The sequence below is a fragment of the Streptomyces nitrosporeus genome, from assembly GCF_008704555.1.
GTDB classification, from domain to species: Bacteria; Actinomycetota; Actinomycetes; order Streptomycetales; family Streptomycetaceae; genus Streptomyces; species Streptomyces nitrosporeus.
Genome location: NZ_CP023702.1, coordinates 5,746,494 through 5,767,672, shown reverse-complemented (window position 1 = coordinate 5,767,672; position 21,179 = coordinate 5,746,494). Strand labels below are relative to the sequence as shown.

Genomic DNA, 21,179 nt, shown 5'->3' with positions numbered 1-21,179 from the left:
GGCCGGTCAGGACTGCTTGTGCAGTCCGAGATTCTCGTAGATCTCGAGCGTTGCCGTCGAGTTGTTGAGCGTGATGAAGTGCAGGCCCGGTACACCCTCGGCGAGCAGCTTCGCGCAGAACTCCGTTGCGAACTCGATGCCAATGGAGCGTACAGCGGCCGGATCGTCCTCGGCTGCGAGGATGCGGTCTTTCAGTGAAGAAGGCAGGGACGCGTTGCTGAGTTTCGCGAATCTCTCCAGCTGCCGGACGCTGGTCAGGGGCATGACCTCGGGAATGACCGGGGTTTCGCAACCCGCGGCGACCACCCGGTCACGCATCTGGAGATAGCTCTCCGGCTGGAAGAACATCTGGGTGATCGCGTAATCCGCGCCGGCCCGGCACTTGTCGACGAAATGGCGGATGTCCGCGTCCCAGCCGTCCGACCTGGGATGCATTTCGGGAAAGGCCGCGACGCCCACGCAGAAGTCGCCGGACTCCTTGATGAGCCGGACGAGGTCGGCGGCGTACCGCACGCCTTCGGGGTGTTCGACCCACTCGCCCATCGGGTCGCCCGGCGGGTCGCCGCGCACCGCGAGGATGTTGCGGATGCCCGCGTCCGCGTACTGCCCGATCATGTTGCGCAGTTCGGCGACGGAGTGGTCGACCGCGGTGAGGTGGGCGACCGGGGTGAGGGTGGAGTCGGCGGCGATCTGCTGGGTCGCCCGCACCGTCCCGGCCCGTGTGGAGCCGCCCGCCCCGTACGTCACCGACACGAAGGTGGGGCGCACCGCCTCGACCCGGCGCAGCGCGTTCCAGAGGTTCCGCTCACCCTTCTCGGTCTTGGGCGCCCAGAACTCGAAGGAGTACGACGTCTTGCCCGACGCGAGCATCTCACGCACGGTGCGCGCGTGATCCGTCCAGGTGGAAGCTGTACCAAGGGCCATGACGCGAGGTTAACCAGGGCTCGGCGGTACCCCAACCGGACGGACCGTTTTGTCCTCGATGATGCGGTTCTTGTCCATCCTTCGGACACCCGGACCGGTATCCGTGGACCGGGTACCGGGTACCGGGCGGGGCGGACCGGGCGCGGACGGCAGGCGGTGCCGACGGGCAGGACACCGGCGGCGGGGGGCGGTGCGGGCGGACGGGCCGGAGCGGGCGGGCCGTGTCAGAGCGGGCGGGCCGCGATCCGCTCCGCCAGCCCGGCGGCGGCGGCCGCGGGGTCCTCCGCCTCGGTGATCGCCCGTACGACCACGATCCGGCGCGCTCCCGCGTCGAGGACCTCGTCGAGGTTGTCCGCGTCGATTCCGCCGATGGCGAACCACGGGCGGGCCGTACCGAGCGAGGCGGCGTACCGGACCAGGCCGAGGCCCGGCGCGTACCGGCCGGGCTTGGTGGGGGTGGGCCAGCAGGGGCCCGTGCAGAAGTAGTCGACGCCGTCCTCGGCGACGGCGGCGTCGACCTCCGCCTCCGCGTGCGTGGAGCGGCCGATCACGGTGTCACCGCCGATGACCGCGCGGGCGGCGGGCACGGGGAGGTCGCCCTGTCCGAGGTGGAGCACGTCGGAGGCGGCCGCGTGGGCGACGTCGGCCCGGTCGTTGACGGCGAGGAGCTTCCCGTGGCGCGCGCAGGCGTCGGCGAACACGGCGAGGTGGTCGAGTTCCTCGGCCGCCTCCATGCCCTTGTCCCGCAGCTGGACGATGTCCACGCCGCAGGAGAGCACGGCGTCCAGGAATTCCGGGAGGTCGCCCTGCCGCTTGCGGGCGTCCGTGCAGAGGTAGAGCCGGGCGCCGGCCAGCCGGCTGCGAGGCGTGGACATGAGGAGTTCCCCCCGTGGGTGTGTCGGTGGCCCGCCCGGCGGTGTGCCGGCGGGCCGGGGCGGGGACGGCCGGTGGACAGCGGGGCGCGGGCCGTGGGAGCCACGGCCCGCGCCCCTGTCACGGCCGTCCGGTCAGACGGCGAGCGCCTGGGCCCGGCGCTTCACCTCCGTACCGCGATTCTCGCTCAGTGCCTGGGCGGGGGTCCCGGGCAGGGTCGGGTCGGGGGTGAAGAGCCATTCCAGCATCTCTTCGTCGGAGTAGCCGTCGTCCCTCAGGAGGGTCAGGGTCCCCGAGAGGCCCTTGACCACCTTGTCGCCGTCGATGAAGGCGGCGGGCACCTGGAGCGCCCGGTTCTCACCACGGCGTACGGCGATGAGCTGGCCTTCCTTGACCAGCTGCCGTACGCGCGTCACCTCGACACCGAGCATTTCGGCGATGTCGGGAAGGTGGAGCCAGGCGGGGACGAGAGCATCGGTCTTTGCGTCAATCTCGGTCACGGGGACAAGCCTGCCATCCTGGACCGTCAGCCGGTAGCCGGGCCGACTGTCCGGGGCGCGTGCCGGGCGGTGCCCGCGGGGAGCCGCGCGGCGGACCACGGCCCGGGACGGCGCCGGCCGCCCCTTACCGCCTCGCCGACTTCAGCGGTACGGAGGGGTCGGCGGCCGTCACCGGATCGACGGCCGCCCCCGCCTCGATCAGCTTGCGGCCCTGTGTCAGGTCCCGCGGCCTGCCCACGGCCAGCACGGCGGCGAGGACGCCCTCGCGCAGCCAGAGGGCGGTCCAGGCCGGGTCGTCGGGGCTTCCGCGCCACAGCAGGGTGCCGGCGCCGGTGTGGTGGCCGGCGTACTGCACGAAGCGGCCGAACTGCTCGGACCAGAAGTAGGGCACCGGGTCGTAGGCCGGCGCCCGGCCGTCGACGATGTCCGCGGCGACCGTGCGGGGGCCCTGGAGGGCGTTGTCCCAGTGGTGGACGGCGAGCCGTTCGCCGTAGCGGGCGGAGGGGAAGGAGACGCAGTCGCCGACCGCGTACACGTCGGGCAGCGAGGTGCGCAGGGCGGCGTCGGCCGTGACCGAGCCGTCCGGTCCGAGGGCGATCCCGGAACCGGTCAGCCAGCCGGTGGCCGGCCGGGCGCCGATGCCGACGACGACGGCTCCGGCGGGGACCGTCCGGCCGTCCGCGAGGTGGACGGCGCCGGGTTCGACACGGGCGACCCGGGCGCCGGTGAGGAGCCGGGCCCCGCTCTCGGCGTACCAGGCGGCCATGGGAGCGGCCACCTCCGCGGGCAGGGCGCCCGCGAGGGGCCGGCCGGCCGCCTCGACGACGGTGACGGCGCAGCCGGCGGCGCGGGCCGCAGTGGTGAACTCGGCGCCGATCCAGCCGGCTCCGACGACCACCACGTCGTGGCCCCGGTCCAGGACGGGCCGCAGCCGTGCGGCGTCGTCGAGGGTGCGCAGCAGGTGGACGTCCGGCGCGCCTTCCGTACCGGGGAGGACGACGGGCCCGGCGCCGGTGGCCACGACCAGGGTGTCGTAGGCGACGGGCCCCTGCCCGGTGTCCAGTTCGTGTGCGGCGGCGCGCAGCCCGGTCGCTTCCACGCCGAGGCGCAGGGTGATGTCCAGGGCCTCGAAGTCCACGTCGAACGCGGAGTCCTCGGCCTTGCCCAGGAGGACCGCCTTGGACAGCGGGGGCCGGTCGTAGGGCCGGTGGGGTTCGGCGCCGATCAGGGTGACGGCACCCGTGAACCCCTGTTCGCGCAGGGCGAGCGCCGTCTGCACGCCCGCCATGCCCGCGCCCGCGACCACGACGTGGTGCGGCTGCCGTTCCTGCGTCTGCTCGCTCACCCGCCCACCCTAAGGGCTGCCCGGCCCGGGTCCGCCGGACCGCCTCGGCCGGCGGCACGTCAGGCCGGGAGCTCCTCCACCACGCTGGTCCCGCTGCCCTCCTGGGACTCCCAGGCCCAGCGCTCGTCCAGCCGCACCCGCCCGTCGGCGAGTTCGGTGACGGTGGAGCGGCAGTGGCCGCTGGAGGTCGTGCCGTCCTGCTTGAGCTGGACGTACCGGAAGTCGAGGGTGTCCGCCTCACGGGTGCCCACGAGGTGGCCCCGCACGACGTCGCCGCCCGCGTACTCGGCCCATATCCGGCCGTCCCGCTCGTGGTAGGTGAAGCGGGTCCTGGTGCCGACCTGGCCGGGCGCCTGGTCGGCGACGGGCGAGAGGACGAGTCCGTCGAGTGAGCGGGCCATGGTGGAGACTCCCTTGCCGGTGGGCGGGGACGGGGGCTTAGGGTGGCCAACGTAAGGCACTCGCGGGAGCCCGGACGGACCGGGCTGAGAGGGAGGCTGGCCGGCCTCCGACCGTCAACAACCTGATCCGGGTCATGCCGGCGAAGGGAGGGGCTGGAAGCCCATGCGTTTCTCCGAGGACGGATCCGACGTCCTGGTGGTCGGCGGCGGCATCATCGGCCTGGTCACGGCCTGGCGTTCGGCGCAGCGGGGTCTGCGTACGACGGTGGCCGACCCGGAGCCCGGGGGCGGCGCCGCCGGGGTGGCGGCCGGGATGCTGGCGGCCGTCACCGAACTGCACTACGGCGAGCAGGCGCTGCTCGGCCTCAACCTCGCCTCGGCCGGGCGCTATCCGGCGTTCGTGGCCGAGCTGGAGGAGGCGAGCGGGCAGGGCACCGGCTTCCGTACCTGCGGCACCCTGTCGGTGGCGCTGGACTCCGACGACCGCGCCCATCTGCGGGAACTGCACGCGCTCCAGCAGCGGTCGGGGCTGGACTCGCAGTGGCTGAGCGGCCGTGAGTGCCGCCGGCTGGAGCCGATGCTGGCGCCCGGTGTGCGCGGCGGGCTGCGGGCCGACGGCGACCACCAGATCGACCCGAGGCGGCTGGCCTCGGCGCTGGTCGTCGCGTGCGAGCGGGCCGGGGTGGCCTTCCGCCGGGCGTGGGTGGAGCGGCTGACGGTGTCGGGCGGCCGGGCCGCCGGCGGGGTGCTGGCCGACGGTACGGAACTGGCCGCGGACCAGGTGGTGCTGGCGGGCGGGAGCCGCAGCGGCCGGCTGCCCGGACTGCCGGCGTCCGTGGCGGTGCCGGTCAGGCCGGTCAAGGGGCAGGTGCTGCGGCTGAGGATCCCGCCCGTGTACGCGCCCTTCCTCAGCCGGACCGTACGGGCCCTGGTGCGCGGCAGCCATGTCTATCTCGTGCCGCGTGCCGACGGCGAGCTGGTCGTCGGCGCCACCACCGAGGAGATGGGCTGGGACACCACGGTCACGGCGGGCGGGGTCTACGAACTGCTGCGTGACGCCCATGAGCTGGTGCCCGGCATCACGGAGCTGCCGCTGACCGAGAGCCGGGCGGGGCTGCGCCCCGCGTCCCCGGACAACGCCCCCCTGCTGGGTCCGGCCCGGCTGCCGGGGCTGCACCTCGCGACCGGCCACCACCGCAACGGGGTGCTGCTGACGCCCGTCACGGGCGACGTGATGGGCGAGGTACTGGCCACGGGCGAACTGCCCGAGGTGGCCCGCCCGTTCGGGCCGGACCGTTTCGCCCCCTCCCCCGGCGCCCCGCTGTCCGGCACCTCCGGCGGCACCTCCGCCTCCGGCAGCGCTTCCGCCTCCGACCGCACGCACCAGGAGCAGACCGTATGACCGAGTCCGCAGCCCCTCCCACGTCCGCGTCCGCACCCACGTCCGCGTCCGCACCCGGGTCCGTCCCCGTCCTCGTCAACGGGGAGCGGCGGACGGTGTCCGCCGGAACCTCGCTCCAGGCCCTGGTCGCGACCCTGACCTCCGCGCACTCCGGTGTCGCCGCCGCGCTCAACGAGACGGTCGTGCCCCGGGGCCGGTGGTCCTCCGTGGTGCTCGCCGGGGGCGACCGTGTCGAGGTCCTCACCGCGGTCCAGGGGGGCTGACCGTGTCCGACGACGTGTTCACCCTCGGGTCCGCCGCCTTCTCCTCCCGGCTGATCATGGGTACCGGCGGGGCCACCGGCCTGGAGGTGCTGGAGCGCTCCCTGGTCGCCTCCGGCACCGAGCTGGCGACGGTCGCGATGCGCCGGCTCGACCCGACGGTGCGGGGTTCGGTCCTGACCGTCCTGGAGCGGCTCTCCATCCGTGTCCTGCCGAACACCGCGGGCTGCTTCACCGCGGGCGAGGCCGTGCTGACCGCCCGGCTGGCCCGGGAGGCGCTCGGCACGGACTGGGTGAAGCTGGAGGTCGTGGCCGACGAGCGGACCCTGCTGCCCGACCCGATCGAGCTGCTGGACGCGGCGGAGACGCTGGTCGACGACGGCTTCACCGTCCTGCCGTACACCAACGACGACCCGGTGCTCGCCCGGAAGCTCCAGGACGTGGGGTGCGCGGCGATCATGCCGCTCGGCTCCCCCATCGGTTCGGGGCTCGGCATCCGCAACCCGCACAACTTCCAGCTGATCACCGAGCAGGCCGCGGTTCCGGTGATCCTGGACGCCGGGGCGGGCACCGCCTCGGACGCGGCGCAGGCGATGGAGCTGGGGTGCTCGGCGGTGATGCTCGCCTCGGCGGTGACCCGGGCGCAGGAGCCGGAGCTGATGGCCGCGGCGATGCGGCACGCGGTCGAGGGCGGGCGTCTCGCGTACCGGGCCGGGCGGATCCCCCGGCGGCACTTCGCCGAGGCGTCCTCCCCCGTCGAGGGCCGGGCGGCCCTGGACCCGGAGCGCCCGGCCTTCTGAGGGGGAGCCGGGCGCCCGGCCGCGCCAGGACCGGGTCCGGCGCCTCCCGGGAGGGGGCCCGGACCGCCCGCCCGGCTCCGCGCCCCGGGGTCCCGCGCGGGCCGCGTCCGAAGGTGGCGCAGGTCACGGCCCGCGCGCTCCCCTGTCACGGGTCCGTCGCAGACGGCCCCGGACGCGTCCGGGATGTCCGTGGCGGCTCGTAGACTCGTCCCGTGGACACGACCCTCCAGGACCCCCTCGTCGGGCAGCTGCTCGACGGCCGCTACCGGATCGACGCGCGTATCGCCGTCGGCGGCATGGCCACGGTCTACCGGGCCACGGACACGCGGCTGGACCGGGTGCTCGCCCTGAAGGTGATGCATCCGGCGCTGGCGACCGACGCCGCGTTCGTCGAGCGCTTCATCCGGGAGGCCAAGTCGGTGGCCCGGCTCGCGCACCCCAACGTGGTGGCCGTCTTCGACCAGGGCGCCCAGGGCGCGTACGTGTACCTCGCGATGGAGTACGTCGCCGGGTGCACCCTGCGTGACGTGCTGCGGGAGCGGGGCGCCCTCCAGCCCCGGGCCGCGCTGGACATCCTGGAGCCGGTCCTGGCCGCGCTGGGCGCCGCCCACCGGGCGGGGTTCGTGCACCGCGACATGAAGCCGGAGAACGTCCTGATCGGGGACGACGGCCGGGTCAAGGTCGCCGATTTCGGTCTCGTGCGGGCGGTGGGCACCGTCACGGACACCACCGGGTCGCTGCTGGGCACCGTGTCCTACCTCGCCCCGGAGCAGATCGAGCACGGCACCGCCGACACCCGTGCCGATGTGTACGCCTGCGGTGTCGTGCTGTACGAGATGCTCACCGGTTCCAAGCCGCACGCCGGGGACACCGCCGCCCAGGTCATCTACCAGCACCTCAACGAGGACGTACCGGCTCCGTCCGCCGCCGTGCCGGGTCTCGCGGCCGGGCTGGACGAGCTGGTGGCCGAGGCCACCGCCCGTGCGGCGGAGCTGCGGCCCACGGACGCGGTGGCGCTGTTCGCCCGTACCCGCGAGGTGCGGGCCGCGCTCACCGGGGAGCAGCTGGACGCGATGCCCCCGCAGGCGGTGGCGGACGCGCGCGACGGCGCCGAGGACCGTACGAGCGTGATCCCGCGGGTGCTCCCGGAGGGCCAGGGCACCGCGCACCACACCAGCCGGCTGGAGGTCCCGCCGGAGCTTGTGCCGCGGCCGTGGTGGCGGGGGGCGGGGCTGCTCGCCGCGCCCCGGCGTGTGCTGGTCGCCGTGCTGGCGGCCGTGCTGCTGGTACTGGGGGCGGGCGCGGGTGTCTGGTACATCAACTCGGGGCAGTTCACCCGGGTTCCGGCGCTGCTGGGCAAGACGCAGACCGACGCGGAGAAGCGGCTGGAGGACGCGGGCCTCGATGTGAAGGCGGTCCGGCGCGCGTACAGCGACACGGTCGAGCGCGACACGGTGATCAGCAGCGATCCGGCTCCGGGTGAGCGGATCCGGGGCAACGACGCGGTGACGCTGGTCGTCTCGCGCGGCCCGGAGACCATGCGGGTGCCCGATGTGGAGGGTCTGCCGCTCCCGGACGCCCGGCGCGAGCTGAAGGCGACCGGGTTCGAGGCGGGGATGGTGACCAGGGAGTTCAGCCTGGACGTCGCCCGGGGCGAGATCGTCCGCACGGACCCGGCCGTCGGCACCGAGCGGCACGTCGGCTCCGCGGTCGCCCTGGTGGTCAGCAAGGGCGCCCCGGTCGGCGTCCCGGACGTCACGGGGCTGGATGCCCAGGACGCGCGTGCGAAGCTGGAGGAGGCGGGGCTGAAGGCGAAGGTGCTGCCCGAGCGGATCAACGCGTCCGAGGACGCGGGCGAGGTGGCGCGGCAGTCGCCCGGCGCCAGGGCCCACGCCGCCGAGGGGGACACCGTGGAGCTGACCCTCTCCAAGGGGCCGCGCATGATCGAGGTTCCCGACGTGACCGGCAGGAGTGTCGGCGAGGCCCGGAGCGCACTGGAGGACGCGGGCTTCGAGGTCAAGGTCGACCGGCCGTTCCTCTCCTTCAGCGACACGGTCGCGAGCCAGTCGGTCGAGGGCGGCGAGAAGGCCGCCGAGGGTTCCAGGATCACCGTCAGGACCAAGGGTTTCTAGGGCACGTCATGCGTGGGCACATCATGCGTAATCCGGTGGGCGGGCACGTTCCCGTGGCGGGCGGTCTGGCCAAGACCGGCCTGGCCTACGCCCGGGAGACGGGGGCGGAGGCCGTGCAGGTCTTCGTCGCCAATCCGCGCGGCTGGGCGACCCCGTCCGGCGATCCGGCGCAGGACGAGCTGTTCCGCTCCGAGTGCGCGGCGCTGTCGGTACCGGCGTACGTCCATGCCCCGTACCTGATCAACTTCGGTTCGCACACCGAGGCGACCGTGGAGTCCTCGGTCCGGTCGTTGCGGCACTCCCTGCGCCGGGCCAGGGCGATCGGGGCGCTCGGCGTGGTGGTGCACACCGGCTCGGCGACGGGCGGCCGGCCGCGCGCCGAGGCCCTGGCCCAGGTGCGTACGCACATGAGGCCGCTGCTGGACGAGCTGACCCGTGACGACGACCCGTTCCTGCTGCTGGAGTCGACCGCCGGGCAGGGTTCCTCGATCTGCTCGCGGACCTGGGACTTCGGTCCGTACTTCGAGGCCCTGGACTCCCACCCCAAGCTGGGTGTCTGCCTGGACACCTGCCACATCCACGCGGCCGGGCACGACCTCGCGAGTCCCGCGGGCATGCGGCAGACCCTGGACCTGCTGGTGGAGACGGTCGGCGAGGGCCGGCTGAAACTGATCCACGCCAACGACTCCAAGGACGTGGTGGGCGCGCACAAGGACCGCCACGCCGGCATCGGGGCGGGCCACATCGGGGCCGAGCCGTTCCGGGAGCTGTTCTCGCATCCCGCGACCGACGGCGTACCGCTGGTCATCGAGACCCCCGGGGGCAAGGAGGGGCACGCGGCGGACGTGGCCCGGCTGAAGGCGCTCCGGGACTCCCTTCCCGGTTGAGGGCTGTCCCGTAGTCCTTGGCGGTGCCGCCCTCAGGGCGTGTTCCGGAGGCGGCGCCGTCGGCCCGGGGGCCGGACCCGGCAGGGGGGGTCAGAGCTCGGGGCCGTCCCCGGGCTCCTCCTGGTAGGAGTAGCGCTGCTCGCTCCACGGGTCGCCGATGTTGTGGTAGCCGCGCTCCTCCCAGAACCCCCGGCGGTCGGCGGTCATGTACTCGATGCCCCGGACCCATTTCGGGCCCTTCCAGGCGTACAGATGGGGCACGACCAGGCGCAGCGGGAAGCCGTGTTCGGCGGTGAGGAGCTCGCCGTCCTTGTGGGTGGCGAAGAGCGTCCGCTCGGAGAGGAAGTCGTCCAGTCTCAGGTTGGAGCTGAAGCCGTACTCGGCCCAGACCATCACATGGGTGACCTCGGGGGCGGGCGGTGCCAGCTCCACGATCTCGTGGGCGGGGACCCCGCCCCATTCGGATCCCAGCATGCTGAACTTCGTCACGCAGTGGAGGTCGGCGACCACGGTCGAGAACGGCAGGGCGGAGAACTCGCGGTGGTTCCAGCAGTGCTTGCCGCCGTCGGCCGTCGCGCCGAAGACCCGGAACTCCCAGCGGTCCGGCTTGAACCTGGGCACCGGCCCGTAATGGGTGACCGGCCATCCGCGCTGCAGCCGCTGCCCCGGGGGGAGGCCGGGCTGCTGTGCTGTGCCGCGTTCCCGGCTCTCCGGCTGACCCATGCCTCCATGGTGACAGACAGGCAGGGGTGGTCATGACCAGGGCCACGAAGATTCGGACAACTCATACTAAGTGTGCACTTACTGGACGATCCAGGAAGCGCGGTGCGAGGATGCGCGCACACGTGCCCCGTTCACCGTTTGGAAGGAGCCTTGACGATGCAGGGCGACCCCGAGGTCCTCGAGTTCCTGAACGAGCAGCTGACCGCCGAACTGACCGCCATCAACCAGTACTTCCTGCACGCGAAGATGCAGGAGAACTTCGGCTGGACCAAGCTCGCCGCGTACACCCGGGCCGAGTCGTTCGACGAGATGAAGCACGCCGAGATCCTCACGGACCGGATCCTCTTCCTCGACGGCCTGCCGAACTACCAGCGGCTGTTCCACGTGCGGGTGGGCCAGACGGTCACCGAGATGTTCCAGGCCGACCGCCAGGTCGAGGTGGAGGCGATCGACCGGCTCAAGCGCGGGATCGAGCTGATGCGGGCCAAGGGCGACATCACCTCGGCGAACATCTTCGAGAAGATCCTGGAGGACGAGGAGCACCACATCGACTACCTCGACACCCAGCTGGACCTCGTCGAGAAGCTGGGGGAGCCGCTCTACATCGCCCAGGTCATCGAGCAGCCGGACAGCTGATCCGCGGGGCGGGGCCTTCGCTCAGGCGGCGTCGGGGAACCGGACGTCCGCGGCGGAGGAGAGGGGCTCGCCGTGCGCGGCGCGTCCGGCGAGCAGTTCGCGGCGCGGGCACTCCCCCCGGCCGAGCAGCGCCTGGATCCGGCGGACGCAGCCGCCGCAGTCGGTCCCGGCCTTGCAGACCGAGGCGATCTGGCGGGGCGTGCAGGCGCCGGCGTCCGCATGCTGCTTGACCTGCTGCTCGGTGATGCCGAAGCAGGAGCAGACGTACACGCGGCCCACCTCCCGACGGGGTCGATATCCGCCCCGTCCCGACTGTCCGGTGAGGCAAACCTAACCTTACCCGTCGCCCCTGGTACGGAGAAGCCCCGGCACGGCTGTGGGGCACGGATCACATGGATCCGTGCCCCACAGACGCGTCGGCCGGGGAATACCTACTGGTCGCGGTACATCTCGGCGACCAGGAAGGCCAGGTCCAGGGACTGGCTGCGGTTGAGCCGCGGGTCGCAGGCCGTCTCGTAGCGCTGGTGCAGGTCGTCGACGAAGATCTCGTCGCCGCCGCCGACGCACTCGGTGACGTCGTCACCGGTCAGCTCGACGTGGATGCCGCCGGGGTGCGTGCCCAGCCCCTTGTGCACCTCGAAGAAGCCCTTGACCTCGTCCAGGACGTCGTCGAAGCGGCGCGTCTTGTGGCCGGAGGCGGCCTCGAAGGTGTTGCCGTGCATCGGGTCGGTCACCCAGACCACCGAGGCGCCGGAGGCGGTGACCTTCTCGACCAGCTCGGGCAGCTTGTCGCGGACCTTGTCGGCGCCCATGCGGACGATGAAGGTCAGCCGGCCCGGCTCCCGGTCCGGGTCGAGCCGGTCGATGTAGCCGAGCGCCTCGTCACCGGTGGTCGTCGGGCCCAGCTTGACGCCGATGGGGTTGCGGACCTTCGAGGCGAACTCGATGTGGGCGCCGTCCATCTGGCGGGTGCGCTCGCCGATCCAGACCATGTGGCCGGAGGTGTCGTAGAGCTGGCCGGTCCGCGAGTCGGTGCGGGTGAGCGCCGACTCGTAGTCGAGGAGCAGGGCCTCGTGCGAGGCGTAGAACTCGACGGCCTTGAACTCGGCCGGGTCCGTGCCGCAGGCCTTCATGAAGTTCAGCGCGTTGTCGATCTCGCGCGCCAGGGCCTCGTAACGCTGGCCGGAGGGCGAGGACTTCACGAAGTCCTGGTTCCAGGCGTGCACCTGGCGCAGGTCGGCGTACCCGCCGGTGGTGAAGGCGCGGACCAGGTTCAGCGTGGAGGCGGAGGCGTGGTACATCCGCTTCAGCCGCTCGGGGTCCGGGATCCGGGCCTCCTCGGTGAAGGCGAAACCGTTCACCGAGTCGCCGCGGTACGTCGGCAGGGTGACGCCGTCACGGGTCTCGGTCGGCTTGGACCGGGGCTTGGAGTACTGCCCCGCGATCCGGCCGATCTTGACGACGGGCACGGAGGCCGCGTAGGTCAGGACGGCGCTCATCTGGAGCAGCGTCTTCAGCTTGGCCCGGATGTGCTCGGCCGACACCGCGTCGAAGGCCTCGGCGCAGTCACCGCCCTGGAGCAGGAACGCCTCGCCCTTGGCGACGGCTCCCAGGCGGGCACGCAGCTGGTCGCACTCGCCGGCGAAGACGAGCGGCGGATACGACTCGAGGTCCGCGAGCACATCGCGCAGGGCCTCGGCATCGGGGTACTCGGGCTGCTGCGCCGCGGGAAGGTCTCGCCAGGTGTGGCCACCGGCGACGGAGGTATTGGCGTTCACGGTCACCTCACCAACAGTACGGGGTCCGGGGCCCCGCCCACCCCCGCGCTCAGAAAGTGAGACACGGGCCCCGCGCGCTCCCCGCGTCCGCTAGGGTTCGGGCCATGTTCGCGCAGACGACCCAGAACTGGTGGTGGACCGCTCATCCGGCGGCCCGCTGACACATCGCGCGTACAGAATTCGCGAAGGCCGCCCGAGGGGCGGCCTTCTCCGCGTTCCGGCGCCGGGGGCCGTTCCTCCCTCCGGAAGGAACGCCCATGTCCGACCGTCTCACCGCTCTCCTCGCCCGGCTGCTCCGGGACGACGCCCCGCCGTTCGCGCTGCTGCGCAGACGTACGCCCGGCCGTGACCACGACACCGTCGAGATCCTGACCGGAGAGGTGCGCGAGGTGGACCGGCTCGCCGCGCTCCCCGTCGGCGAGATGCCCTCGCTGGCGCTGGTGCCGTTCCGGCAGATCGCCGAGCGCGGCTTCGGTGTCCGGGACGACGGCACCCCGCTGGCCGTGCTGTGCGCCGCGGAGTACGGCGAGTTCCCGCTGGAGGAGGTGTGCGCGGCGCTGCCCGCGCACGAGGTCCGCGTCCGGGACGGGGCCTTCGACGTGCCCGACGAGGAGTACGCGGACATCGTCCGGCGGGTGATCCGGGACGAGATCGGGCAGGGCGCGGGCGCGAACTTCGTGATCCGGCGGACCTTCGAGGGCGAGATCCCCGGTTTCGGGCGGTCCGACGCGCTGGCGCTGTTCCGCCGGCTGCTGGCCGGGGAGCGCGGCGCGTACTGGACGTTCGTCGTCCACACCCCCGACCGGACGCTGGTGGGCGCCAGTCCGGAGGTCCATGTGCGGATGTCCGGCGGCACGGTCGTGATGAACCCGATCAGCGGGACCTTCCGCTACCCGGACGGGGAGCCGACCGTGGAGGGGCTGCTGGCCTTCCTCGGCGACCGCAAGGAGACCGAGGAGCTCTCCATGGTCGTCGACGAGGAGCTCAAGATGATGTGCACCGTCGGGGACATGGGCGGTGTGGTGGTCGGCCCCCGGCTCAAGGAGATGGCCCATCTCGCGCACACCGAGTACGAACTGCGCGGGCGCTCCAGTCTGGACGTGCGCGAGGTCCTGAAGGAGACCATGTTCGCGGCGACGGTCACCGGTTCGCCGGTGCAGAACGCCTGCCGGGTCATCGAGCGGTACGAGAGCGGGGGCCGCGGCTACTACGCGGGCGCCCTGGCCCTGCTGCGCCGGGAGCCGGGCGGTGCGCAGAGCCTGGACTCGCCGATCCTGATCCGTACCGCGGACGTCTCCCCCGCGGGCCGGCTGCGCGTCCCGGTCGGTGCCACGCTCGTACGCCACTCCGACCCGCACGGCGAGGTCGCCGAGACGCACGCGAAGGCCGCCGGGGTGCTCAGCGCGCTCGGGGTGCGGCCGGGCAGGCCCGCGGCGGAGGCGGGCCTGCCGCGGCTCGGGTCCGATCCGCGGGTGCGGGAGGCGCTGGACGGCCGGCGCGGCTCCCTCGCCCCGTTCTGGCTGCGGATGCAGGAGCGCGCGCGGGATCTGGAGGGGCACGCGCTGGTGGTGGACGGCGAGGACACCTTCACCGCGATGCTGGCCCATCTGCTGCGCTCCTCGGGCCTGGCCGTCTCGGTCCGCCGGTACGACGAACCCGGGCTGCGGGAGGCGGCCCTGGCGCACCGGGGCCCGGTGGTGCTGGGCCCCGGCCCCGGCGACCCGGGCGACGGCGGCGACCCGAAGATGCGGTTCCTGCGGGGGCTCACCGCCGAGCTGGTGCGCGGTCACCGGTACGGACTGCTGGGGGTGTGCCTGGGGCACGAGCTGATCGCGGCGGAGCTGGGGCTGGACATCGTCCGCAAGGCCGTGCCGTACCAGGGGGCGCAGACCCGTATCGAGCTGTTCGGGCGGCCGGAGACGGTCGGCTTCTACAACAGCTTCACCGCGCGGTGCGACGAGGCCGCCGCCGCCGAACTGGCGGCGCACGGCGTCGAGGTGAGCCGGGACGAGGACACCGGTGAACTGCACGCGCTGCGCGGGCGGGGTTTCGCCTCGGTGCAGTTCCACCCGGAGTCGGTGCTGACGCTGCGCGGCTCGGCGATCGTGGCCGGGCTGCTGACGGCGCTGCCGGCGGGGCGCCCCTGACCGGGTGGGACGGTCACGGACCGGACGGCGCGGGTCGAGCGGTCACGGACCGGACGGCGCGGCGGGGACGAGGACGTTCTCGCCGCGCCGCCCGGCCAGGTAGTCGTCGACGTTGCGCACGGTGGCGTCGATGATCTGGGCCACCGCGTCGTGCGTGTAGTACGCCTGGTGGGAGGTGACGATGACGTTCGGGAAGGTGACGAGCCTGGCCAGGGTGTCGTCGTCGGTGCCCTGGAGCGACTTGTCGGTGTAGAAGAGGCCGGCCTCCGCCTCGTAGACGTCCAGTCCGACCCCGGAGAACCGCCCGGCGCGCAGTTCGGCGACGAGGGCGGCGGAGTCGACCAGGGCGCCCCGGCTGGTGTTGAGGAGGATCGCGTCGTCCTTCATCGCCGCCAGCGCGGCCGCTCCGACGAGATGCCGGGTGCTGGGCAGCAGGGGGACGTGCAGGCTGATCAGGTCGGACTCGGCGAAGAGGCGGTCCTTCTCGACGTACCTCATGCCCAGGGCCGTGCAGGCGGGGTTCTCGGCGACGTCCCAGCCCAGCAGCTCCATGCCGAAGCCGTGGGCGATCCGGGCGAAGGCCGCCCCGATCTTCCCGGTGCCCACCACCCCCGCCGTGCGGCCGTGCATGTCACGGCCGAGGAGCCCGTCGAGCCGGAAGTCGAAGTCCCGGCTGCGGCGGGCGGCCCGGGGGATGTGGCGGTTGACGGCCAGGGCGAGGGCCCAGGCGAACTCGGCGACCGACTGGGGCGAGTAGTGCGAGACCCTCGCGACCCGCAGGGCGAGGCGTTCGGCGACGTCGAGGTCGATGTTGTTGAAGCCGGTGGAACGCTGGGCGATCATCTGGGTGCCGCCGGCGGCCAGCGTCTGCAGCACCGGGCCGCCGAGGTCCGCGTTGACGCTGGTGGAGATGATCTCGTAGCCGGCGGCGATCGGGGCGGTGTCCGCGGTGAGGAAGACGTCCAGGCAGCGGACCTCGTGCCGGCCCTGAAACGCCTTCTCGATCAGCGGCTTCTCGTCGGACTGCACGCCGAATGCCAGGATTTCCACGACAGCTCCCGGGTCGGGGGGACGGGCCCTGGTGAATATACGTCCCGTACCGCCTCTTCCCGGGTTGCCGTCCCGTCATGTCCCGCCGGGGTGCCGCCGTACCGTGCCGGCCGCCGCCGGGTGTCAGGCGTCGTCCAGGCCCGTCTCGATGGCGTACCGCACGAGTTCCACCCGGTTGTGCAGCTGGAGCTTGCCCAGGGTGTTCTGGACGTGGTTCTGCACGGTGCGGTGGGAGATGACCAGGCGCTCGGCGATCTGCTTGTACGACAGTCCCTTGGCGACCAGCCGCAGGACCTCGGTCTCCCGGTCGGTGAGCCGGGGGGCCTTCGGCACGTCGGGGGCGGCCGGGGCCGGGTCGGCGGCGAGTCTTCGGTACTCGCCGAGGACGAGTCCGGCCAGGCCGGGGGTGAAGACCGGGTCGCCGGCCGCGGTGGCGTGCACGGCGTCCACGAGCTCCTGGGTGCTGGCCGACTTGAGCAGGTAGCCGGTGGCTCCCGACTTCACCGCCTCCAGCACGTCGGCGTGCTCCCCGCTGGCGGAGAGCACCAGGACCCGCAGCCCGGGGAGCGAGCCGACCAGTTCCCTGCAGACCTGGGCGCCCGGCATGCCCGGCAGGTTGAGGTCGAGCACGAGCACGTCGGGGCAGGCCGCACGGGCCCGGCGCACCGCTCCCGGGCCGTCGCCGGCCGTCGCCACCACGTCGAAGCCGGATTCGGCCAGGTCGCGGGCGACCGCGTCGCGCCACATGGGGTGGTCGTCGACGACCATCACCCTGACGGGCCGCTCGGCGGACTCCTGTGTGTTCGGTGTGCTCATCGGGCCGTTCCTGCCTTCCCCCGGGAAACCTTCGGTACCTTCAACTCGACCTCGGTGCCCTGTCCGGGTACCGAGAGCAGCTCCGCCGTGCCGCCCAGGTCGCGCAGCCTGCCGCGGATGGACAGGGCGACGCCGAGCCGTCCTTCGCCCTCCGCCTGGGCCAGCCTGCCTTCCGGGATGCCCGGCCCGTCGTCGCGGACCGTGACGATCACCTCGTCCGGCTCGTCCTCGACGAGGATCCACGCGCGCGCCCCGGCCCCCGCGTGGGCCCGGACGTTGTCCAGGGCCGCGCCCACCGCGGCGGCGAGTTCGCGGGCGGCGGGCGCCGGCATCGTCACCGGTGTGCCGGGCCCGGCGAGATCGACCCGCGCCCCGGCGTACGGGGCGAGCAGTGCGCGCAGGTCCGTCCCGTCGGACTCCCGCCCGTCGCCGTCGTCCCGCGCGCGGACCAGGGCGCCCCCGGCCGCGTCCTCGGTGGCCCGGGACGGGGGCACCAGGCCGCTGGAGACCAGGGAGCGCAGGGCGATCTCCTGCTCCCCCGCCATCCTGCCGAGTTCGGCGGCCTCGCCGCCGAGCGCGGTGCCCCGGCGCTGCACCATGGCGAGGACCTGGAGGACGCTGTCGTGGATGTCGCGGGCGAGGCGCTCCCGTTCGCGGGTGGCGGCCTCGATCTCCAGGGCGCGGGCCAGGGTGCGTTCACTGGCGCGGGCGACCTCGACGACGTAGCCGATCGCGATGGAGGCGACCCAGACCAGCAGGACGTTGTGGAGCGTGTCCCGGCTGGGTTCGCCGCGTTCGACGATGTTGGCGGCGGCGACGAGCGTCGAGGCGAAGGCGGCCCACCGCCAGCCGCCCTTGAGCGCGAACGCGAGGACCGACCCTGCGGTCCAGATCGACGGCAGGGTGGAGCCGTCCTGCTGCTGCGCCTGGAAGTCGGCGAGCGGGGTGAGGAGGATCCCGGCGAGGGCGACGGTGAGGTCGGTGCCGAGGAAGCGTCCGGTGCAGCTGCGGGCGCCGGCGACCCTGGGCAGGGTGGCCAGGGTCCAGACGGCGAGGAGGCCGAGGAAGGCGATGGCCACCCAGGGGCGCTCGTAGGTGTCCCGGCGCAGGAAGCCGAGGAAGACGGCGTAGAGCAGGGTCAGGACGCGGTACCCCGCGAGCGCGCGCCACATCGGCTGCTCGACCGACATCCGTACGACCCGTTCGCGCGTGGCCATGCTCTCTCCCCCGGTCCGGACCGAACGGCGCCGGCGGTCAGCCGCCGGACCGTTCCGTCCCCTTCTTCTTCGCCTCTTCGGCCTTGCGCTTCGCCTCTTCGGCGATCTGCCGCTTGGCGGCGGTCGCGTAGATGTCGACGTACTCCTGGCCGGAGAGCTTCATGATCTCGTACATGACCTCGTCGGTCACCGACCGGAGGATGAAGCGGTCGCCGTCCATGCCCTGGTAGCGGGAGAAGTCGAGAGGTTCGCCGATGCGGATGCCCGGACGCATCAGCTTGGGCACCACCTGGCCGGGCGGCTGGATCTTCTCCGTGTCGATCATCGCGACCGGGATGACGGGGGCGCCGGTGGCGAGGGCGACCCGGGCCAGGCCGCCGGGCTTGCCCCGGTAGAGCCGGCCGTCTGGCGACCGGGTGCCCTCCGGGTAGATGCCGAAGAGGCCGCCGCTCTCGACGACCTGGATGCCGGCCCTGATCGCGGCCTCTCCCGCGCCCCGGCCTCCGGAGCGGTCCACCGGGAGCTGGCCGACGCCCTTGAAGAAGGCGGCGGTGAGCTTGCCCTTGATCCCGGGGGCGGTGAAGTACTCGGCCTTGGCGATGAAGGTCACCTTGCGGTCGAGGACGGCCGGCAGGAAGAAGGAGTCGGAGAACGACAGGTGGTTGCTCGCGAGGATCGCCGGGCCCCGCGCGGGAACGTTCTCCAGGCCCTCCACCCAGGGCCTGAAGGCGATCTTCAGGGAGCCGCCGAGGGAGAACTTCATCGCGCCGTAGATCAACTCGGGTGCCTCCTGTGTGCTGTCGGTCAGACCTTAGCCTGTGGCCGGGTCCTGCCCGGCCCCCCTCCGCCCCGCGCGGGACGGTGCCCTCCCCCGTCGTCTTCCCCGGGCGGCACCACGGCACCGGCCGCGACGGCCCTGGTCGGTGTCGGTCCGGTCGCGTACGGTGAGGACATCCTTGGGCACAGCTCCGCACGCCCACGCCCGCTCACGAACAGGAGACCTTGGTGCCGGTCCTGCCTGGAGCCGAGCCGTTCCGCCACGAGGGCGGAGAGGCCGGCGTCCTCCTCTGTCACGGATTCACCGGCTCGCCGCAGTCGTTGCGCCCCTGGGCCGGCTACCTCGCGGACCGCGGCCTGACCGTCTCCCTCCCCCTGCTCCCCGGGCACGGCACCCGCTGGCAGGACATGGCGGTCACGGGCTGGCAGGACTGGTACGCGGAAGTGGACCGGGAGCTGCGGGCGTTGCGGGACCGCTGTGCGCGGGTCTTCGTCGTCGGCCTCTCCATGGGCGGCGCGCTGGCGCTGCGGCTGGCCGCGAAGCACGGGGACTCGGTGGCGGGCCTGGTGCTGGTCAACCCGGCGAACAAGGTGCACGGCCTGTCGGCGTACGCCCTGCCGGTCGCCCGGCATCTGGTGCGGACGACGAAGGGCGTGGCCGGTGACATCGCGCTGGAGGGTGCCCGGGAGGTCGGGTACGACCGGGTCCCGCTGCACTGCGCGCACTCGCTGCGGAGGTTCTTCCGGCTGGTCGACGCGGAACTTCCTCAGGTGACCCAGCCGTTGGTGCTGTTGCGCAGTCCGCGGGACCATGTGGTGCCGCCCGCCGACTCCGCGCGGATCCTGAGCCGGGTGTCCTCGACGGACGTCGAGGAGATCCTGCTGGAACAGAGCTACCACGTGGCGACGTTGGACCATGACGCGGAGCGGATCTTCGAGGAGAGCTACCGGTTCATCGGCCGCCTCGCACCTGGCGTCGGCAAGAAGGGGAGCGTGTCCGGTGGCTGAGCACGACGCGGAACGGGCGGGGAGCGACGAGGAGCGCGAGCCGCGCCCCACGGAGGAGACGACGGCCGCCCCCGGCGGCGCGGACGGGGCGCCGCGGCTGGACGAGGCGGCGGCCTGGGAGGCGATCGTCGCGGGATACGGCGAGGAGCCGCCGGACCCGCCGGGCGCGAAGCCGTTCAAGTCGGTCGAGGCGCTGGCCTCGTTGGAGGACGATCAGGTCAACACGGTGCCGGGTGCGGGCGACGGGTCCGGCGAGGAGGAGGCCCCGGCGTCCGGCTCTCCGGCCGCCACGAAGCCGCTGGGCAGTTCGATCGCCTTCGCACCCGGGGTCGCCGGTCCGCGCGACTACGGCCTGGCGGAACCGAAGGACGACGGCACCGAGGACCCGGACGACGGCGAGGAGGGGCATTTCGTTCCTCCGGAGCCCCCGCCGCTCCCGGAGGCCGACGTCACGGCGAAGTTCGCGTGGCTCGCGGTGATCGGCGGCCCGGTGCTGATGCTGCTCGCGGTGCTGATGCGGTGGGAGATGACGTGGTGGCTCACCACGCTGTGCATCGGCGGTTTCCTGGGCGGGTTCGTGACGCTGGTGGCGCGGATGCCCTCGGACGACGAGGAGGACCCCGACCCGGGGAGCGGCGCGGTCGTCTGACCGGGGCTCCGGCCCCGGGAGCGGCGCGGACGTCCGACCAAGGCACCGGCACCGGCCTCGGGGCTCCTCCTGGCCCGTCTCAGCCGCCCGCGGGTACCCGCAGGGCGGCCAGGACCGGCAGGTGGTCGGTGGCGGCCCGCAGGTCGGCGCCGGTGACACCGGGCAGGTCCTCGGGCACCCCGCAGCCCAGCACCTCGATCCCGCCGGTGGCGAACACCGCGTCGATGCGCTTGCGGGGGGCTTCGGCCGGGAAGGTCGCCTCACCGCCCCACGGGCGTACGGCCCGGCAGTCCTGGAGCTTCCCGGCCAGCTGCCCGAAGGCCGCCCCCCGGGGTACGTCGTTGAGGTCCCCGCCCACCACGGCGTGCGGTACGCCCATGCCGTCCAGCCGGTCCAGGAGCATCCCGGCCTGGGCCCGGCGCTCCTCGGCCCGGAGGCTCAGATGGCAGCTGACCACGCCGAGCCGCGCCCCGGCGACGCGTACGACGGCCGTGGCCAGTCCGCGCCGGTGCAGCCCGGGGGTGCGGGGCAGCAGGACGTCCTCGGTGTGCTCGACCCCGGCGCGCAGCGAGCAGAGCAGCATCGGTCCGGCCGCTGTGGCCCCGCCGGAGAGCATCACCAGGTCCGTCATGGCGGCGAGGCGGGCCGCCGCCTTGCGCCAGCGGAAGAAGCGCGGGGCCTCCTGGACGCACACCAGGTCGGGGGCGCAGGCGCGGATGACCCGGGCCAGCGCCCCGGTGTCGTCCTTCAGGGAGCGGACGTTGTAGCTGAGCACCCGGACGACGGCCGAACCGTCCGGCTCGGTCCGTGGGTCGGGCAGGGGCGTCCGGAGGGTGGCCATGGGGTGCAGGATA

At 73.2% G+C, this 21,179-nt stretch carries 23 protein-coding genes and 1 riboswitch; of the genes, 10 read left to right on the top strand and 13 right to left on the bottom strand.

All coding sequences use genetic code 11. The features are described from left to right. Positions 1–6: 6 nt before the first annotated feature. The 5 genes from metF to CP967_RS25430 all read right to left on the bottom strand — a co-directional run bounded on the left by metF (position 7) and on the right by CP967_RS25430 (position 4,043). Positions 7–924, bottom strand: coding sequence for a methylenetetrahydrofolate reductase [NAD(P)H] (gene metF, locus CP967_RS25450; RefSeq protein ID WP_150490208.1), 918 nt, complete (start codon positions 922–924; stop codon positions 7–9). A 224-nt stretch (positions 925–1,148) separates the two neighbouring features. Continuing rightward, the gene (gene thiE / locus CP967_RS25445; RefSeq protein WP_150490207.1) at positions 1,149–1,799 is read right to left on the bottom strand and encodes a thiamine phosphate synthase; all 651 of its coding nucleotides are present in this window, start codon (positions 1,797–1,799) and stop codon (positions 1,149–1,151) included. Between the two features lie 132 nt (positions 1,800–1,931). Further along, positions 1,932–2,297: an Rv2175c family DNA-binding protein gene (locus CP967_RS25440; protein ID WP_150490206.1), complete on the bottom strand. Its 366-nt coding sequence runs from the start codon at positions 2,295–2,297 to the stop codon at positions 1,932–1,934. Between the two features lie 124 nt (positions 2,298–2,421). Next, on the bottom strand, positions 2,422–3,642 hold the full coding sequence (locus tag CP967_RS25435) for an NAD(P)/FAD-dependent oxidoreductase (RefSeq protein ID WP_150490205.1): 1,221 nt from the start codon (positions 3,640–3,642) through the stop codon (positions 2,422–2,424). A 59-nt stretch (positions 3,643–3,701) separates the two neighbouring features. Then, positions 3,702–4,043 (bottom strand): avidin-fold protein, encoded by a 342-nt coding sequence (locus CP967_RS25430; RefSeq protein WP_150490204.1) that lies wholly within the window; start codon positions 4,041–4,043, stop codon positions 3,702–3,704. Between the two features lie 52 nt (positions 4,044–4,095). Continuing rightward, a riboswitch (TPP riboswitch) is annotated at positions 4,096–4,209 on the top strand. Between CP967_RS25430 and thiO the strand changes: the two genes are divergently transcribed. The 5 genes from thiO to CP967_RS25405 all read left to right on the top strand — a co-directional run bounded on the left by thiO (position 4,207) and on the right by CP967_RS25405 (position 9,524). Further along, positions 4,207–5,445, top strand: a complete 1,239-nt coding sequence (thiO, locus tag CP967_RS25425) for a glycine oxidase ThiO (RefSeq protein ID WP_150490203.1) — start codon at positions 4,207–4,209, stop codon at positions 5,443–5,445. Its footprint overlaps the riboswitch before it by 3 nt. Continuing rightward, positions 5,442–5,708: a sulfur carrier protein ThiS gene (gene thiS / locus CP967_RS25420; protein WP_150490202.1), complete on the top strand. Its 267-nt coding sequence runs from the start codon at positions 5,442–5,444 to the stop codon at positions 5,706–5,708. The genes thiO and thiS overlap by 4 nt, the downstream gene beginning before the upstream one ends. 2 nt (positions 5,709–5,710) lie before the next feature. After that, a complete protein-coding gene (locus CP967_RS25415; protein WP_150490201.1) occupies positions 5,711–6,505 on the top strand; it encodes a thiazole synthase in 795 nt (264 codons plus the stop codon). Positions 6,506–6,717: 212 nt separating this feature from the next. Next, complete coding sequence (pknB, locus tag CP967_RS25410) at positions 6,718–8,637, top strand: Stk1 family PASTA domain-containing Ser/Thr kinase (protein WP_150490200.1); 1,920 nt, start codon at positions 6,718–6,720, stop codon at positions 8,635–8,637. Positions 8,638–8,660: 23 nt separating this feature from the next. Beyond that, positions 8,661–9,524, top strand: coding sequence for a deoxyribonuclease IV (locus CP967_RS25405; protein ID WP_150490199.1), 864 nt, complete (start codon positions 8,661–8,663; stop codon positions 9,522–9,524). Between the two features lie 90 nt (positions 9,525–9,614). On the opposite strand, the gene CP967_RS25400 is transcribed toward CP967_RS25405, so the two are convergent. Beyond that, a complete protein-coding gene (locus CP967_RS25400; protein WP_150490198.1) occupies positions 9,615–10,247 on the bottom strand; it encodes a sulfite oxidase-like oxidoreductase in 633 nt (210 codons plus the stop codon). A gap of 156 nt (positions 10,248–10,403) precedes the next feature. Between CP967_RS25400 and bfr the strand changes: the two genes are divergently transcribed. Further along, positions 10,404–10,883 carry a bacterioferritin gene (gene bfr, locus CP967_RS25395; protein WP_150490197.1) on the top strand — a complete coding sequence of 160 codons (480 nt, stop codon included), beginning with the start codon at positions 10,404–10,406 and terminating at the stop codon, positions 10,881–10,883. Between the two features lie 21 nt (positions 10,884–10,904). Here bfr and CP967_RS25390 read toward each other — a convergent pair whose 3' ends face one another. Together CP967_RS25390 and CP967_RS25385 are read right to left on the bottom strand one after the other, a co-directional pair. Further along, positions 10,905–11,153, bottom strand: coding sequence for a (2Fe-2S)-binding protein (locus CP967_RS25390; protein ID WP_150490196.1), 249 nt, complete (start codon positions 11,151–11,153; stop codon positions 10,905–10,907). A 161-nt stretch (positions 11,154–11,314) separates the two neighbouring features. Continuing rightward, positions 11,315–12,661, bottom strand: a complete 1,347-nt coding sequence (locus tag CP967_RS25385; RefSeq protein WP_167535521.1) for a class II 3-deoxy-7-phosphoheptulonate synthase — start codon at positions 12,659–12,661, stop codon at positions 11,315–11,317. A gap of 104 nt (positions 12,662–12,765) precedes the next feature. Here CP967_RS25385 and CP967_RS35475 point away from each other — a divergent pair, with 104 nt between their 5' ends. After that, complete coding sequence (locus CP967_RS35475) at positions 12,766–12,822, top strand: trp operon leader peptide (protein WP_124277238.1); 57 nt, start codon at positions 12,766–12,768, stop codon at positions 12,820–12,822. A 96-nt stretch (positions 12,823–12,918) separates the two neighbouring features. Next, positions 12,919–14,808: an anthranilate synthase family protein gene (locus tag CP967_RS25375; protein ID WP_150490193.1), complete on the top strand. Its 1,890-nt coding sequence runs from the start codon at positions 12,919–12,921 to the stop codon at positions 14,806–14,808. Between the two features lie 42 nt (positions 14,809–14,850). Here the strand turns inward: CP967_RS25375 and CP967_RS25370 are convergent, their stop codons facing one another. From CP967_RS25370 to CP967_RS25355, 4 genes are all read right to left on the bottom strand, one after another. Continuing rightward, positions 14,851–15,858 carry a 2-hydroxyacid dehydrogenase gene (locus CP967_RS25370; RefSeq protein ID WP_150490192.1) on the bottom strand — a complete coding sequence of 336 codons (1,008 nt, stop codon included), beginning with the start codon at positions 15,856–15,858 and terminating at the stop codon, positions 14,851–14,853. A gap of 123 nt (positions 15,859–15,981) precedes the next feature. Continuing rightward, positions 15,982–16,674 carry a response regulator gene (locus CP967_RS25365; RefSeq protein WP_150490191.1) on the bottom strand — a complete coding sequence of 231 codons (693 nt, stop codon included), beginning with the start codon at positions 16,672–16,674 and terminating at the stop codon, positions 15,982–15,984. Next, positions 16,671–17,891, bottom strand: coding sequence for a MacS family sensor histidine kinase (macS, locus tag CP967_RS25360; RefSeq protein WP_150490190.1), 1,221 nt, complete (start codon positions 17,889–17,891; stop codon positions 16,671–16,673). The genes CP967_RS25365 and macS overlap by 4 nt, the downstream gene beginning before the upstream one ends. Before the next feature lie 37 nt (positions 17,892–17,928). Continuing rightward, positions 17,929–18,669, bottom strand: coding sequence for a lysophospholipid acyltransferase family protein (locus CP967_RS25355; RefSeq protein WP_150490189.1), 741 nt, complete (start codon positions 18,667–18,669; stop codon positions 17,929–17,931). Between the two features lie 227 nt (positions 18,670–18,896). Here CP967_RS25355 and CP967_RS25350 point away from each other — a divergent pair, with 227 nt between their 5' ends. Then, entirely contained in the window at positions 18,897–19,676 is a 780-nt protein-coding gene (locus tag CP967_RS25350; RefSeq protein WP_150490188.1) for an alpha/beta hydrolase, read from the top strand. Beyond that, a complete protein-coding gene (locus CP967_RS25345; protein WP_150490187.1) occupies positions 19,669–20,325 on the top strand; it encodes a hypothetical protein in 657 nt (218 codons plus the stop codon). Before CP967_RS25350 ends, CP967_RS25345 begins: the two co-directional genes overlap by 8 nt. Positions 20,326–20,404: 79 nt before the next feature. Here CP967_RS25345 and CP967_RS25340 read toward each other — a convergent pair whose 3' ends face one another. Continuing rightward, a complete protein-coding gene (locus CP967_RS25340) occupies positions 20,405–21,166 on the bottom strand; it encodes an endonuclease/exonuclease/phosphatase family protein (protein WP_150490186.1) in 762 nt (253 codons plus the stop codon). Between the last annotated feature and the right edge of the window lie 13 nt (positions 21,167–21,179).